The organism is Microbacterium rhizosphaerae (assembly GCF_034120055.1).
GTDB classification, from domain to species: domain Bacteria; phylum Actinomycetota; class Actinomycetes; order Actinomycetales; family Microbacteriaceae; genus Microbacterium; species Microbacterium rhizosphaerae.
Genome location: NZ_CP139368.1, coordinates 1,469,494 through 1,483,907, shown reverse-complemented (window position 1 = coordinate 1,483,907; position 14,414 = coordinate 1,469,494). Strand labels below are relative to the sequence as shown.

The 14,414-nt window shown below is 70.3% G+C and carries 17 protein-coding genes, 1 tRNA gene and 1 riboswitch; of the genes, 8 read left to right on the top strand and 10 right to left on the bottom strand.

From position 1 onward, the window contains the following. Window positions 1–3: 3 nt before the first annotated feature. Complete coding sequence (locus SM116_RS06425; RefSeq protein WP_320943626.1) at window positions 4–516, top strand: hypothetical protein; 513 nt, start codon at window positions 4–6, stop codon at window positions 514–516. Window positions 517–604: 88 nt separating this feature from the next. Next, a complete protein-coding gene (locus tag SM116_RS06420) occupies window positions 605–1,201 on the top strand; it encodes an HAD family hydrolase (RefSeq protein ID WP_320943625.1) in 597 nt (198 codons plus the stop codon). A 172-nt stretch (window positions 1,202–1,373) separates the two neighbouring features. Here the strand turns inward: SM116_RS06420 and SM116_RS06415 are convergent, their stop codons facing one another. The 3 genes from SM116_RS06415 to SM116_RS06405 all read right to left on the bottom strand — a co-directional run bounded on the left by SM116_RS06415 (window position 1,374) and on the right by SM116_RS06405 (window position 3,570). Continuing rightward, entirely contained in the window at window positions 1,374–2,270 is an 897-nt protein-coding gene (locus SM116_RS06415) for an arylamine N-acetyltransferase family protein (RefSeq protein ID WP_320943624.1), read from the bottom strand. Window positions 2,271–2,602: 332 nt separating this feature from the next. After that, a tRNA-Arg gene (locus SM116_RS06410) sits at window positions 2,603–2,678 on the bottom strand. Window positions 2,679–2,712: 34 nt separating this feature from the next. Next, the gene (locus SM116_RS06405; protein ID WP_320943623.1) at window positions 2,713–3,570 is read right to left on the bottom strand and encodes an alpha/beta fold hydrolase; all 858 of its coding nucleotides are present in this window, start codon (window positions 3,568–3,570) and stop codon (window positions 2,713–2,715) included. A gap of 38 nt (window positions 3,571–3,608) precedes the next feature. Between SM116_RS06405 and SM116_RS06400 the strand changes: the two genes are divergently transcribed. After that, window positions 3,609–4,253, top strand: coding sequence for a TetR/AcrR family transcriptional regulator (locus SM116_RS06400; RefSeq protein ID WP_320943622.1), 645 nt, complete (start codon window positions 3,609–3,611; stop codon window positions 4,251–4,253). Between the two features lie 3 nt (window positions 4,254–4,256). Here the strand turns inward: SM116_RS06400 and SM116_RS06395 are convergent, their stop codons facing one another. From SM116_RS06395 to SM116_RS06385, 3 genes are all read right to left on the bottom strand, one after another. Further along, window positions 4,257–4,577, bottom strand: coding sequence for a DMT family transporter (locus SM116_RS06395; protein ID WP_320944113.1), 321 nt, complete (start codon window positions 4,575–4,577; stop codon window positions 4,257–4,259). A gap of 9 nt (window positions 4,578–4,586) precedes the next feature. Beyond that, window positions 4,587–4,651: riboswitch (guanidine-III (ykkC-III) riboswitch) on the bottom strand. A gap of 48 nt (window positions 4,652–4,699) precedes the next feature. After that, entirely contained in the window at window positions 4,700–5,416 is a 717-nt protein-coding gene (trmB, locus tag SM116_RS06390) for a tRNA (guanosine(46)-N7)-methyltransferase TrmB (protein ID WP_320943621.1), read from the bottom strand. Between the two features lie 73 nt (window positions 5,417–5,489). Continuing rightward, window positions 5,490–6,326, bottom strand: coding sequence for a DUF3097 family protein (locus SM116_RS06385; RefSeq protein WP_320944112.1), 837 nt, complete (start codon window positions 6,324–6,326; stop codon window positions 5,490–5,492). A gap of 175 nt (window positions 6,327–6,501) precedes the next feature. Between SM116_RS06385 and SM116_RS06380 the strand changes: the two genes are divergently transcribed. From SM116_RS06380 to SM116_RS06365, 4 genes are all read left to right on the top strand, one after another. Then, entirely contained in the window at window positions 6,502–8,535 is a 2,034-nt protein-coding gene (locus SM116_RS06380) for a TPM domain-containing protein (protein WP_320943620.1), read from the top strand. A 52-nt stretch (window positions 8,536–8,587) separates the two neighbouring features. Beyond that, window positions 8,588–9,358 (top strand): PspA/IM30 family protein, encoded by a 771-nt coding sequence (locus SM116_RS06375; protein WP_320943619.1) that lies wholly within the window; start codon window positions 8,588–8,590, stop codon window positions 9,356–9,358. An 83-nt stretch (window positions 9,359–9,441) separates the two neighbouring features. Then, on the top strand, window positions 9,442–10,269 hold the full coding sequence (locus SM116_RS06370) for an arginase family protein (protein WP_320943618.1): 828 nt from the start codon (window positions 9,442–9,444) through the stop codon (window positions 10,267–10,269). Then, the gene (locus tag SM116_RS06365) at window positions 10,266–10,691 is read left to right on the top strand and encodes a Fe-S oxidoreductase (RefSeq protein WP_320943617.1); all 426 of its coding nucleotides are present in this window, start codon (window positions 10,266–10,268) and stop codon (window positions 10,689–10,691) included. Before SM116_RS06370 ends, SM116_RS06365 begins: the two co-directional genes overlap by 4 nt. Window positions 10,692–11,034: 343 nt before the next feature. Here the strand turns inward: SM116_RS06365 and SM116_RS06360 are convergent, their stop codons facing one another. The 4 genes from SM116_RS06360 to SM116_RS06345 form a co-directional block, all read right to left on the bottom strand. Beyond that, window positions 11,035–11,325, bottom strand: coding sequence for a GIY-YIG nuclease family protein (locus SM116_RS06360; RefSeq protein WP_320943616.1), 291 nt, complete (start codon window positions 11,323–11,325; stop codon window positions 11,035–11,037). A gap of 294 nt (window positions 11,326–11,619) precedes the next feature. Then, entirely contained in the window at window positions 11,620–12,081 is a 462-nt protein-coding gene (locus SM116_RS06355; RefSeq protein ID WP_320943615.1) for an SIP domain-containing protein, read from the bottom strand. A 47-nt stretch (window positions 12,082–12,128) separates the two neighbouring features. Then, complete coding sequence (locus SM116_RS06350) at window positions 12,129–12,845, bottom strand: tyrosine-protein phosphatase (protein WP_320943614.1); 717 nt, start codon at window positions 12,843–12,845, stop codon at window positions 12,129–12,131. Then, the gene (locus SM116_RS06345; RefSeq protein WP_320943613.1) at window positions 12,842–13,324 is read right to left on the bottom strand and encodes a carboxymuconolactone decarboxylase family protein; all 483 of its coding nucleotides are present in this window, start codon (window positions 13,322–13,324) and stop codon (window positions 12,842–12,844) included. Before SM116_RS06345 ends, SM116_RS06350 begins: the two co-directional genes overlap by 4 nt. 62 nt (window positions 13,325–13,386) lie before the next feature. Between SM116_RS06345 and SM116_RS06340 the strand changes: the two genes are divergently transcribed. After that, entirely contained in the window at window positions 13,387–14,322 is a 936-nt protein-coding gene (locus tag SM116_RS06340; protein WP_425563246.1) for an alpha/beta fold hydrolase, read from the top strand. Window positions 14,323–14,414 lie beyond the last annotated feature (92 nt).

The following is a 14,414-nucleotide window of genomic DNA, read 5'->3' as shown; positions in this document are numbered from 1 at the left end:
GCTGTGCGCGAGAGCGATGAGACAAGCGTCCGGCGTCTTCGCGTGGGCGGTTTGACCCGGGCCCAGCTGCGGACGAGGCTGCGCGAGCACGGCGTCTTGCTCAACGCGCACGCAGAAGCGCTGCTCGATCAGCCGATATTCGATGCCCGAGACGGCGAGGAGATCGGCGTCATCGAGCGCAGCGTAGGTGATCTCGATCGGAGCACGGGCGCGGTACTCCTGGAAGTCTTCGCGGCCGCCGCGGATCAAGGACTCGCGCTCTGCCCGCCGGACACCGCACCGTATCTCCGGCTCGCCATGGCGTCGCAGCCGAATGCGCCGGACTCGATTCTGTCCGCCGGCCGATCGCCTTCCGGCTCGCTGAAGGTCGCGTCGGCACCCGTGAGCGACGACGTGGCGTTCCCGAAAGGCTTCTACCTACGCGTTGTCGACGGCCGGCAATGGCTGCGAGGGTTCCGCTGCGACGACGAGTACCTGTTCGCACCGGAGGATCGGTTCGCATTCCAGCTCACGTAGCTCGGACCTGGACGCAGCCCCGTGACCGGGGTGCCCGGAACCGGACCGGCTTGCGGACAGCCTTCAGCGGGTCCGGCAGGATGGGCTTGTGATCGCTGTTGTTCTATTCGACCTCGATGGAGTGGTGCGTCATTTCAGCCGGAGCAGCGTCGAGGATATCGAGACGCGGCACGGCATCGAGGCGGGCGCGATCGATCGCGTCGCGTTCAGCAGCCCGCTCATCGAGGACGTCACGACGGGCCGCATTTCCAGGCGCGACTGGCTGGATCGGATTGCGGAGCACCTCGGAAATCGTGAGGCCGCGGCGGAGTGGGGACGCCAGCCCTTCGACGCGGACCCGGCGATGCTCGCCCTCGCCGATGCTCTTCGCGCCCTCGGCCTGCGAACTGCGATCCTCACGAACGGAACCGACACCATCCCGGCAGAGACGGCAGAACTCGGGCTTGACGCCCACTTCGACGCGATCTTCAACTCCGCGACCATCGGCTACGCGAAGCCTCACCCGCGAGCGTTCCAGTACGTGCTCGACAGTATGGGCGTGCCCGCGAGCGCAGTGTTCTTCACCGACGACTCGCCTGCGAAACTCGCCGGCGCCGCGACCCTTGGGATCACCACGCACCACTACACCAGCAGCGCGGATCTGGAGCTGGCCTTGCGCGAGAGCGGTATCCCCATCGGTGCGTAGAGCGATGGATTCCGCACGGTCGAGGACCCTTCGACGCGCCCAGATCACATCACCACGCCGAGGATGGTGCCACCTCATCCCGGCCGACTGCTCGCACGACCCACTGACATCCGCGCGCTCGCGAAGGAGGCACCAATCGTGACATTCGGCGCCCGGGCGGGATGGCTGGGGTCTAAACGTTCGCCGCTTGCTGTGAGGCCCGCCAGGCCGCTTCTGCGCGTTGCATCTGATCAAACAGCTGGGCGCGCTCAGCGTCGTTGATGTCCGACAGGTCCAGCTGGAACATATCCTCAGCGATCCCGAACCACTCGGCGGCGGACGTCAGGATGCGTGTCGAACGTCCGCCCGCGTCGTCGCGGGTCAGCTCGTCGTTGAGCACGAAGTCGGTTCCGAGCGCGTCGCGGCGGAAGAGCTCGCCGATCTGCACGAACCCGGACTTCGGCGACGTCGAGAGTTTGATGTGGTACCCGGTGAAGTCCTCCCAGCGCGCCGGTGCGAGGGTGAAGTCCATGCTGTGGAAGGTCGTCTGCACGGGGTCGGTGAAGAACCGCCACGCGTCCGGCCCGACCTCGGGCAACGGCTCAAGCCGGAAGGTGAACGGGCCCTGGGTGTGCACACCCTCGCGCAAGGGGATCGGCTCGTAATGCGAGTTGGCCAGCCCGACGTCGATCGACCACCGCTCCCCCTCGATCAGGACTGTCAAGGCCATGTGCGTGCCGTACTCGTCGGCGGTGGCCTTCGCCTGCTCGACGCTGCCGTTGATCTGCCCGCGATGAAGGGTCACGTCGTACCCGAGGGCGGTCAGCAGTGAGGCGAACGCGTTGTTCAGGTTGAAGCAGTACCCGCCGCGGCCCGCGAGGATCCGGTCGATGGACTCCTCCGGGCTGATGCCCTGCGGACGTCCACGCTGGATGTCGATGTTCTCGAACGCGATGCGCTCGACGTGCGCCCGGTGCAGCCCGCACAGCGTGTCGAGTGTCGGCGCTCCGAGCGACTCCACGGAGTCGACGCCGAGCCTGGTCAGGTATGGCGCGACCCACGCGGGGTGGCTAGGGGTGTCCGGGGTCATGGCCCCGAAAGCCTAGCGCCCCGGAACTGCTTCCAACCCACCAAGACACGTCGATACCTTCGCCACCGTATGCAGAGAACGGATCAGCGCGCTGAGTGCGCGGGTGGACCCGGAGGGGCGCCAATCGCCGGCGGGACGCTGAGCGCATGGATGGGATACAGATTGGCTACGCCAGGGTCTGGACCGCAGATCAAGATCTCACCGCCCAGCGCGACGCGTTGCTTTGCGGGTCGTGGGGTCGTCTGTGCCCCGTTACCGCCTCCCATGACCGGTTCGGGTGCAGTCGTGGGTACAGTGAAGGGGAGCCGGTAACCCGACTCCCTACTGTTTACTGGCGCCCCCGACAGGAATCGAACCTGCGACCTTTGGTACCGGAAACCAACGCTCTATCCCCTGAGCTACGGAGGCGTACCGATCGAGGTTATCACCTGCGGGCGGCGCCTCACGCCGCGGGGACCGCCTGCGCAGACGCGTCAGCGTGCGAAGCGTCCGCGGCGAAGGACGCGATCGCGTCCAGCACGGGCGGCGCGGCCAGGATGCGGTTGTGCCCGAGCCCATCCGTCAGCATGAGCGTCGCCGCGTCGGGCCACGTCGACTCGATCGTGCGGGCCGCGACGACGGGCACGGCTCGGTCGGCGCGGTCGTGGATGACGAGGATCTGCGATGCGCCCGCGGGGGCGTCGGCACGGGAGCCCATCGCGATCGACGCCATCACCGGGCCCAGCCGGCGCGCCAGCGCCTCATTCACCCGCGAGGCCACCGCATCCGTCAGTCCGACCTGCGTCGCGTACGCGTGCATGACGGCACCCGTCGAGGGCGGAGCCGAGATGGCCACCACCTGCGCGCGTACGAGGCCCGCGAGCCGGGCCCGCAGCGCGGCGAGCCCGCCGAACGAGTGCGCGACCACGACATCGAAGTCGAATTGAGCATCGAGGGCGCGGATCGTCTGGATCCACATGCCGATGTCGGCGGTGATCCCCCGCGAGCCGCCGTGCGCCGGCGCGTCGAAAGCCACGATCGTCGCGGACTCCTCGAAGCGCGACACGACCTCGGCGAACTGCGCCGCGCGCCCCTGCCAGCCGTGGACCAGGAGCATCCGCCGCTCTCCCGTGCCCCAGCGGTATACCGCGACCCGGTGTCGCCCGACGATGAGCGTCTCGCGCGCCGCGCGAGTCATCGTCTCGCGCTGCCCCGGCCGCACCCGCATCCGTCGCCCCGGTGCCAGCATCGCGGCGGCGGCGATCCGGGCTGTGACCCGAGGCATCCGGCGGGACGCGGCATCCACCCATCGTGTGTCCATGCTGGAACTATACGTACGAACGGTCGTATACTCAATGCATGAGCACCATCGTGACGGACGGGCGCCGCGCACGGGGCGCCGCATCCCGCGAGCGAATCCTCGCGGAGGCGGCCGACCTCGCCTCGACCGTGGGACTGGATGGTGTCACGATCGGCGCGCTCGCCGAGACGACCGGTCACAGCAAGAGCGGCATCTCGACCCTCTTCGGCAGCAAGGAGTCCCTGCAGCTCGCGACGGTGGACGCGGCGGCGGAGATCTTCCGCCGCGAGGTCGTCGAACCGGCGCACGAGATACCGCGCGGACTCGAGCGGGTCGTCGCACTCCTGGCGGGCATCATCTCGTACTCGCGCCGACGCGTGTTCTCCGGCGGATGCTTCTTCCAGGCCTGCATCGCCGACATGGACTCGAAGCCGGGCCCGGTGCGCGACGCGCTGCGCGTGCACATCGCGCAGTGGGAGGGGTACCTGCAGGCCCAGGTCTCGTATGCGATCGCGAACGGCGAGCTGCAGGGGGATGCGCGCACCCTCGCCTTCGCGCTGCTGGCGCTGTACGAAATGTCGAACGCGCGCTCCGTGATGACGGGCTCGGACGAGCCCTACCGCACGGCCGCGGCGGGCATGACCTGGGTGCTGAGCGCGGCGGGGGCCGCCGCCATCCCGCCCGCGCTCAGCGCCTTCGAATAGAGGTCAGTGCTCGCCCACCACCTTGAGGCCGATGACGCAGCCGACGAGGCCGAGAATGAGGAGCATCCGGACGATCGAGAACGGCTCCGCGCCCGTGATCATGGCGTAGCCGACGGTGAGGGCGGCGCCGACGCCCACCCAGACCGCGTAGGCCGTTCCGGTGGGGATGTCGCGCATCGCCCACGCGAGACCGCCCATCGACGCGGCGAGGCCCACGCCGAAGACGACGGTCGGCCAGAGCTTCGTGAAACCCTCGGACCTGCCCAGCGCCGTCGCCCAGACGGCCTCGAGCACGCCGGACACGATGAGGATGACCCACGACATGGCTGTCTCCATGGCCAGTCTTGTCGCGCACCGGGTACTGATCCGTCGTCCGGGGATCCGGTTCAGGATCCGCATCCCACGCTAGCCGACGCTCCTGGGCGGCCCCTGGGCAGCGTCCCCGGTCAGGCGCGACGGTAGACGAGGTCGCGGATGTCGCGGCCCTTCGCCGCACCCTTCCGCTCGAAAGCCGTGACGACCCGGCCCTCGAAGCGCGGGGCCCACTCCCCCTCGAACGCGCGGGCGAAGCCCGGAGCGGCATCCATCACCTCGCGCATCTGCAGCGCGTAGTCCTCCCAGTCGGTCGCGAGGCGCAGCATCCCTCCCGGACGCAGCGCATCGCGTGCGATCGCGGTGAACTCGAGCGTCACGAGCCGGCGCTTGTTGTGCTTCGTCTTATGCCACGGGTCGGGGAAGAACACCCAGAGCTCGTCGACGGATGCCGCGGGCAGCAGGTGCTGGAGCACCTCCGGCGCATTCGCCTCCGCCAGACGGAGGTTGGTCAGACCGGCACGGTCGGCGTCGAGCATGGTGCGGGCGAGCCCCGCCCGGAAGACCTCGACCGCGAGGAAGTCGGCATCCGGTCGGGTGGATGCCGCATGCACGATCGCGTGCCCCTGACCCGAGCCGATCTCCACGAAGAGGGGCGCTCGGCGGCCGTAGACGCCGGTGACGTCGACCGCGCTTCCGTGCGCCACGCTCGTCGCCGCGCTCCCGCGGTCGAAGGTCAGCATGTAGCGGGACGCGAGCTGCGTCCAGGCGCGCTCCTGAGCCTCGGACATCCTGCCGCTGCGACGCACGAACGACACCGGGCGGTCACGGTAGATCGGCGTCTCAGGCATCCATCAAGGGTATTCGAGCGGCACTGGCGTTCGGTCTCGGTCACGGCTCTCGCGCCGGGCGACGACGTCGCTTCTAACCGACACAGACGAAATCGATGAGCTCCTCGACACGTCCGAGCAGCGCCGGCTCCAGATCGCGGTAGGAGGTCACGCGCGACAGGATGTACTGCCACGCACGGGCGAGATCGGCCTGATCGTCCGCGGGCCAGCCGAGCGCGCGGCACACGCCGACCTTCCATTCGATCCCGCGGGGCACCTCGGGCCACGCGTCGATGCCGAGTGCCCGCGGGGTGACGCACTGCCACACGTCGACGAACGGGTGCCCGACGATGCGCACGTACGGGCCGTGCGGCCCGGATTCGATCGCCTGGGCGATGCGCGACTCCTTCGACCCGGGAACGAGGTGGTCGACGAGCACGCCGTATCGCCGCTCGTCGGTCGGCGGCTCGTCGCGCAGCGCCGCCTCCAGCAGATCGACGCCCTGCAGGTACTCGACGACCACGCCCTCGTGGCGCAGGTCGTCGCCCCACACCTTCTCGACGAGCTCGGCGTCGTGCCGCCCCTCGACGAAGATCCGGCTGGCGCGGGCGGTGCGCGCGCGAGCGTCGGGCGCCGCGAACGAACCGGATGCCGTGCGCTGCGGCGCGGCGGGAGCCTTCGCTGCCGGCACGATCAGCACGACGCCCTGGCCCTCCACGAGGAAGCCGGGCCCGAGCGGGAAGAGCCGCCGGCGACCGTGCCGGTCCTCCAGTTCCACGAGCCCGCCGGAGACGCCCGTGACGGCTCCGCAGAAGCCGTCCTCCATCACCTCGACGACGAGATCGCGGGATGCCTCGACCCGCGGCAGCGGGCGCTCGTGCGCCTTCTTCCACCCGGGTGCGAGCACGTCGGATCCGTACCGGTCGTCCACGTCCACCTCCGGAGGGGAGCGTAGCGTGCGACGCCCGCCGGTCCCGGCATCCGCGCCGATTCCGCAGCCCGCGCCTACCTCGTTGTCCGGCCGTCTGCATAGACTCGGACAACGGCCTCTGTGCTCGGCAGACGCGCCGCAGACGACGGGCGGAACCGCCGTCGGAGGGGGATCGATGCGCGTCGGGAACGCGGCAACGCCGGTGACCAGGTCGAGGATCGCGGCGATCGCCGCCGTCGTCACGGCCGTCACGCTCGGGGTGGCCCTCATGGTCGCGCCCGCGGCATCCGCCGTCCCTCCGGTGACGCTCGGCACGGGGTACGTGCTCGACCAGTCGGCCGTGCTCGGCTCCGCGCAGACCGCCACAGTCCAGACGCGGCTCGAGAAGCTCAAGACCGACACGCACCTCGACCTCTGGGTCGTATATGTCGACTCGTTCAGCGACCCGTCGAGCGCCGAGGAATGGGCGAACACGGTCGCGAAGGACAACGGCCTCGGCCCGAGCCAGTACCTGCTCGCCGTCGCGACCGGCACCCGGCAGTTCTACCTGTCCGGCGATTCGTCGGGCCCGGTGTCGGACTCGCAGCTCACGCAGATCGAGCAGCAGGACATCCAGCCCAGGCTCGCGAAGCAGGACTGGTCCGGAGCGGCGATCGCGGCCGCCGACGGACTGACCGCGGCCGTCCAGGGCGGCGGATTCGGCGGCGCGCTGACGTGGGTGCTCCTGATCATCGCGATCATCGTCGTCATCGTGGTGGTCGTCGTGCTCCTGCGCAGGCGCAGGGCGAAGCTCGGCGCGGGCGCCCCGGGGCACGGCGCCGCCGCCGGGGCCGCGCCGCAGCCGGCGAAGCTGCGGCCCGCGGACGTCAAGAAGCTCGAGCAGGATGCCTCCGCCGCCCTCGTCGCGACGGATGACGCGATCCGCACCAGCGAGCAGGAGCTCGGCTTCGCGACCGCTCAGTTCGGAGACGCCTCGACGACCGAGTTCCAGGCCGCGCTGAAGACCGCCAAGGCGAACCTCGACGAGGCGTTCGGCCTGAAACAGCAGCTCGATGACGACGTCCCCGACACGATCGAGCAGCGGGCCGAGTGGAGCAACCGCATCCTGGATCTCTGCACGAGCGCCAACGACGGTCTCGACGAGAAGGCCAAGGACTTCGACGAGCTGCGGCAGCTCGAACAGGACGCCTCCGGTGCGATCGCCCGCACGACAGCCGACCGCGAGGCCGTCTCGGCTGAGATCGACACCGCGAAGCGGCACCTGGCCGAGCTCGCCACGACTTTCGCGCCCGAGGCGCTCACCCTCGTCGCCGACAACGTCACCCAAGCCACCCAGCGCCTGGACTTCTCCGCCGCGCAGCTGACCGCCGCGCAGACCGCGCTCACGGGCGGCGATGCGGGAGCGGCGGCCGTGCACATCCGCGCGGCCGAGGAGGCCGTCGCCCAGGCGCGACTGCTCGAGCAGGCGATCGACAAGCTCGGCGCCGACCTGGAGTCGGCCGTACAGCACCTCGCCTCCCTCATCGACGAGGTGCAGGGCGACATCGCGACCGCGCATGCCCTGCCGGATCCGGACGGCAAGATCTCGGCCTCCATCGTCACCGCGCAGCTCGCCGTGAGCGACGCGCAGGCCGAGGTCGCGCGCAGCGAGATGAAGCGCCCCCTGCTCGCCCTGCAGAGCCTTGAAGCCGCCAACGCGCAGATCGACGCGGTGGTTCAGGGGGCGCGGGATGCGGCGGCCCAGGCCGAGCGCGCCCGGCAGATGCTCGACCACCAGATGCTGCAGGCGCAGGCGCAGGTCTCGGCCGCCGAGGACTATCTCACCGCCCGCCGCGGCGCCATCGGGGCCGACGCGCGCACCCGCCTCGCGCAGGCGGGAGCCGAGCTCGTGCAGGCCCAGCAGCTGCAGGCGACGGATGCTGCGCAGGCCCTCAGCCACGCGCAGCGCGCGAACCAGTTGGCATCCGAGGCACTCACCCTCGCGCAGAACGACGTCGACTCGTTCGCGCCCGCCGGCGCCCCCATGGGTGGTGGCGGGGGGAACATGATGGGAGCCGTCCTCGGCGGCATCCTCATCAACTCGCTCCTCAGCGGCGGATCGCGCGGCGGCTTCGGCGGCGGGTTCGGGGGATTCGGCGGGGGCGGATTCAGCCCGGGAAGCTTCGGCGGCGGCGGAACCCGCAGTCGCCGGGGAGGCGGCCGCTTCTAGCCCGGCCGGGCACGCGGCATCCTCTATACAGACCGAAGGAAAGGAAGAACCGATGGCCAAGCAGTCCATCTTCGGGCGCATCTCCACGCTCTTGAAGGCGAACACCAATGCGCTCCTCGACTCCGCCGAGGACCCGCAGAAGATGCTGGACCAGCTCGTGCGCGACTACACCAACAGCATCGCCGATGCCGAGTCCGCGATCGCCGAGACGATCGGCAACCTGCGGCTGCTCGAGCGCGATCACGCCGAGGACGTCCAGGCCGCCGCCGAGTGGGGCGGCAAGGCGCTCGCCGCCAGCCGCAAAGCCGACGAGCTGCGCCGGGCCGGCAACACCGCCGACGCCGACAAGTTCGACAACCTGGCGAAGATCGCGCTCCAGCGCCAGATCAGCTCCGAGAACGACGCGAAGGCGGCCGAGCCGACCATCGCGACCCAGACCGAGGTCGTCGAGAAGCTCAAGGTCGGCCTCAACGGCATGAAGACCAAGCTCGACCAGCTGAAGGTCAAGCGCAGCGAGCTGCTGGCCCGCGCCAAGACCGCCGAAGCGCAGAACAAGGTCGCCGACGCCGTCAAGTCGATCGACGTCCTCGACCCCACGAGCGAGATCGGCCGTTTCGAGGAGAAGGTCCGCCGTCAGGAGGCGCTCGCCCAGGGCAAGCAGGAGCTCGCCGCATCCTCTCTCGATGCGCAGTTCGAGAGCCTCGACGACATGGGGCAGCTCACCGAGGTCGAGGCGCGGCTCGCCGCGCTGAAGTCCGGCAACGGCTCCGCGGCCGTCACCGCGGCGCCCGAGCCTGCCGCCCTCGAGGCCGGCCAGGAATAGTCCTGGCCCCCGGGGTGCGGCCGGCGGCGCCGCACCCCCCTCGAAGGCGCCACAATGCAGTCTCGACGGGTCACAATGGTCTGATGGCCCGCTTCGTGATCGTTCCGCAGTGGCAGGGCTCGCCCTCGCCGCGTGCGATGCAGCTGATCGACGGCGCGCAGGCGATCGCCGGCGATCTGCCACGGTCATCCTGCACGATCGTCGAGATCCCCTACGAGGCCGGCGAGGCGGTGGAGACCGGCATCCACCGGTTCAGCGCCCTCGCTCGCGTGCGCGCGCTCGCCGTCGAGGCACTCGCCCAGCACGATCACGGTGACGACGTCGTGCTGATCGGCGGCGACTGCGGCATCGCGGTGCCCGCCGTCGAGCGCGCGGCCTCGCATCACGAGAAGCTCGCGGTCGTCTGGTTCGACGCGCATCCCGATCTGCACACGCCGGCGACGTCGGAATCCGGCGCGTTCAGCGGGATGGCGTTGCGGGCCGTCCTGGGCGGAGTGCCGGCGCCCCTCGGGCTCGAACCCGGGACCGTTCTCGCCGAGCGCGTCGTTCTCGTCGGCGCGCGCGACTACGACCCCGCCGAGGAGGAGGCCGTGAACACGGTGGGCATCTCCGTGCGAGACGTCCAGGACGTCGTCGACGCGGAGGGCTTCGCCGACGCCGTCGCCGCGACCGGGGCGGATGCCGTGTACATCCACGTCGATCTCGACGTGCTGGATCCGGCCGATCTGGCGGGTCTCACCGCTCCTGTCCCTTTCGGGGTGAGCGGCGCCGAGCTCGTGGTCGCCATCGCCGCCCTGCGGGCGCGGCTCACCTACGCGGGCGGGAGCATCACCGGCTTCGCCCCCTCGACTCCGGCCTCCGCCGTGGACGACCTCGGCACGATCCTGCGGATCGTCGGGGCGCTGGCGTGACGGTGGGGTGGGAGGAGGAGGCGGCTCGCATCGTGGCCCGCGGGCGGCGGTGGGACCGGGCCATCCCGACCTTCCTCCTCGACTCGCCGATCAGCCTCGTCGGCTACTGGTACGGCTGCACCGTGGGCTGGGTGTGGGGCGCGCTGTGGAGCACCGGAGCCATCGAGCACCGGGCGGGACTCTGGGTCTTTCGCGGACTGCCGGTGTGGGCCTTCCCTCGCGGCGGCGTGTGCGTCGGCGGCTGCTACCTCACCGGCGACGGGCCCGTGACCGACGCCGTGCTGCGGCATGAGGCCGTGCACAAGGCCCAGTGGCGGCGGTATGGCTTCCTGATGCCCGTGCTCTATGCGTTGGCCGGCCGCAATCCGCTGCGCAACCGCTTCGAGATCGAGGCCGGCCTGGCCGACGGCAACTACGTCTGACGCACGTCCGGCGCGAGGCACGCCCGGTCGTTGAGCGACGGAGCGCAGCGACCGAGACGAAACGCGCGACACCACGAACCCCGTTTCGACCCGCTCCGCTCGCTCAACGACCGGCAGGAGACAACCCCGACCGCGTGAGGCACGCCCGGTCGTTGAGCGAGGGAGCGCAGCGACCGAGACGAAACGCGCGACCGCACAACCCCGTTTCGACCCGCTCCGCTCGCTCAACGACCGGCGGGACAACCCCGACCGCGTGAGGCAACCCGGTCGTTGAGCGAGGGAGCGCAGCGACCGAGACGAAACGCGCGACACCACGAACCCCGTTTCGACCCGCTCCGCTCGCTCAACGACCGGCGGCTCGGGTGCGGGCGCTCCAGCCTCGGACCCCATCCAGACCGCCATCCATGAACGCTCGTCGCTTCGCGTGACTCCAGCCCTGGATTCGCTTCTCCCACCCGAAGGCGTCGTCGATCCGAGCGAACTCTGCGCTCCATACCAAGGTCACGGGCAGCCGGCGAGACGTGTATGCGCTCCCGAGCCCGGCCTGATGCTCCTCGAGTCGCCGACCGAGATCGACCGTGCTGCCCGCATAGAACGTGCCGTCTGCACAGCGAAGGATGTAGGTGAAAGCCATCAGCCGACGGTAGACCTGACCTCGGACGCTCCGTTCAACCTCGTTTCGTCTCGCTCCGCTCGCTCAACGACCGGCAAGAGGCAAGCCCGACCGCGTGAGGCACGCCCGGTCGTTGAGCGAGGGAGCGCAGCGACCGAGACGAAACGCGACACCACGAACCCCGTTTCGACTCGCTCCGCTCGCTCAACGACCGGCGAGAGGCAAGCCCCGGTCGACTCGCTCCGCTCACCAACGACCGGCGGCTGGGAGCGCAGCGACCCAGACGAACGCGCGACCGCACCACCGAGGTGCGGATCAGCGGGACGACGTGAGGCCGAAGCGCGCGGGCGTGCTGATGGCGTCGAGGGGAACGCAGAGGCTGTCGGTCAGGTGCTCGAGGATGTCCGCGGTTCCGAGATATCCGCCGAGGAGGTGGATGCGCACCCCCTCCCCCGGCTCGCACAGCATCTCGTCCGCCCAGCCTGTGACGGCACGCGTGAGCGCCCGGCCGTGCGCGCAGCGTCGCGCCGTGCCCGGCTCACCCGCTCGCACCGAGCGGTCGAGCCACGTCACGGTCATCCGGGCGGGTGCGTCGAACGGGACGATCCAGGACGCGTCCGGCACCTCGACGAAGACCCGACCGGTGGCACAGAGCGGCAGGGTCGCCAGCAGAAGCTCCAGCTCGGCGAGCGACGACTCGTCGGCCGCGACGAGGTACGCCGCACCGGCGCGACGCGCGGAGCGTCGGAGGGCGCGAGTCGGAAGCACGGAGGTCATGGCTCTTCCATCGTAACCGAAGGGTAGGCAAGCCTAACTTCACGGGCTCACTCCGCGATGAGCCGGCCCCGAAGTGCGTCGATGACCTCGGGCTCGAGCCCGCTGTCGCGCAGGTACCCGGCGACCGAGCCGTGCTCGGCGGCGATGTGCGCGAGCATCCCCTCCATCACCGGTGCCGGGGAGCGCGTCGCGAGCTCCTCCAGATGCACGGCATCGGGATGCAGCGCCCGCAGCCGCGCCACCACCTTGCGGTTGCGCTCCGCGGGCAGCAGCGTCTCGGTGCGGGCGTAGTCGGCGACGATCGCTCGCTCCTCGACGCCCGCAGCCGCCAGCGTGAGCGCGATCGTCACGCCGGTGCGATCCTTTCCGACGGTGCAGTGGACGAGCACCGGCGTGCCCTCGGCGATCCCCCGGACGGCCTCCACGATCGTCGCCGCGGACTCGTCGACCAGCGAACGGTAGAGGTCGGCGAGCGAGACGTCGTTCGAGAAGAAGGACTCGACCGATCCGAGGAACAGCGGCAGGCGCGTCACGTGCACCTCGACGCCGTCGAGCCGGCTGGGCGCATGCGCGACCTCGTCGTCGTCGCGCAGGTCGATGATGCTCCGGATGCCGAGCGCGGCCAGCGCCCTGGTGCCCGCCGGCTTCAGGCGGGCGAGATTGCCGGAGCGGAAGAGCATCCCTCTCCGCACGGTGCCCGCGCGCGCCGGCAACCCGCCCACGTCGCGGAAGTTCACCGCCCCGGGGACCTCCGGATCGCTCATGCCGCGGGCTTCGGCTTCCGCGGCGGGACCGGGTAGCGACCGGCGATCGCGATGCGGTTGAACGAGTTGATCGACACGAGCAGCCAGCTCAGGGCGACGTACTCCTTCTCGGACAGGATGCCGCCGACGTGGTCGTAGACCTCATCGGAGACACCGCCGTCGTGGATGTACACGAACGATTCGGTGAGTTCGAGCCCCGCGCGCTCGCGCTCGGTGAAGACGCCCGAGTCGCGCCACGTCGCGATCTGCGAGATCACGTCGGCGTCGAGACCCGCTTCGAGCGCCTTGTCGAGGTGGACCCGCACGCAGAACGCGCAGCCGTTGAGCTGCGAGGCGTGGATCATCATGATCTCTTTGAACCGGTCGTCGATGCCGGACGCGGCGGCGATCTCGTTGACCGTCTGAGTGAAGCTGTCGAGGGCCCGGTAGGCATCCATCGCGGAGCGGGACAGGTGGACGCGGCGCTCTTCCTTCTTCATGCCGCCAGACTATTAGCGTCCCGTGCGGGGGCGGGTCGGGCACGGCGGATAGGATGCCGCGCATGGCCGACGACTTCGACGAGTTCTCGTTCCTCCCCGCTCAGGCCGCAGACGTCGGCGTGGACGCGCCCCTCCCCCGCGGCGAGCGCGTGAGCCTCACGCTTCCCGACGGGCGCACGCTGAGCGCGCTGCGCTACGTGCCTGCCGGGACGGAGGACCCGCCCGTCGTCACATTCCTGCACGGCGCCGGCCTCAACGCCCACACGTGGGACACCACCATCCTGGCGCTCGGTCTCCCCGCGCTCGCGATCGACCTCGCCGGACACGGCGACTCGTCGTGGCGGGAGGATGCGGCGTACCTCGCGCGGGTGCTCGCCCCGGACGTGATCGCGGCGCTGGAGACCTGGACCGACCGGCCGCAGGTGCTCGTCGGACAGTCGCTCGGCGCGCTGGTCGCCGCGGCCGTCGCCGCATCCGCGCCCGAGCGCGTGCGCGACCTCGTCATGATCGACATCACTCCCGGCATCGACCAGAGCGCCGGCCCCTCGCAGATCCGCGCGTTCTTCGCCGGTCCGACGGACTGGGCCTCACGCGAGGAGCTGGTCGAGAAGGCGCTCGCCTTCGGGCTCGGCGGATCGCGGGATGCCGCCACCCGCGGCGTCTACCTCAACTCGCGTGTGCGCGACGACGGGCGCGTCGAGTGGAAGCACCACTTCGCGCACCTCGCGGCGGCGGCCGCGAACGCGCCCGAGACCGAAGGCGGAACGGATGACGAGCTGACCGCCGTCCTCTCCGAGACGGGATGGGACGATCTGGATGCCGTGTCCGCCCCGATCACGCTCATCCGTGGAGACCACGGCTATGTGACGGACGCCGACGCCGGGGAGTTCGCCCGGCGGGTGCCGGCCGCATCCCTCTATGTCGTGCCCACCGGGCACAACGTGCAGGAGGAGATCCCCGCCGACCTCGGCCGTCTGCTGAGCGGCATCGCGGGCTGAGCAGGGGGGCCGCGCGGAACACGCGGCCCGATCGTGACGTTGGACGAAACGTGCGGGAAGCCCGCGTCGCACCGACGTCCTAGGCTGTAGGC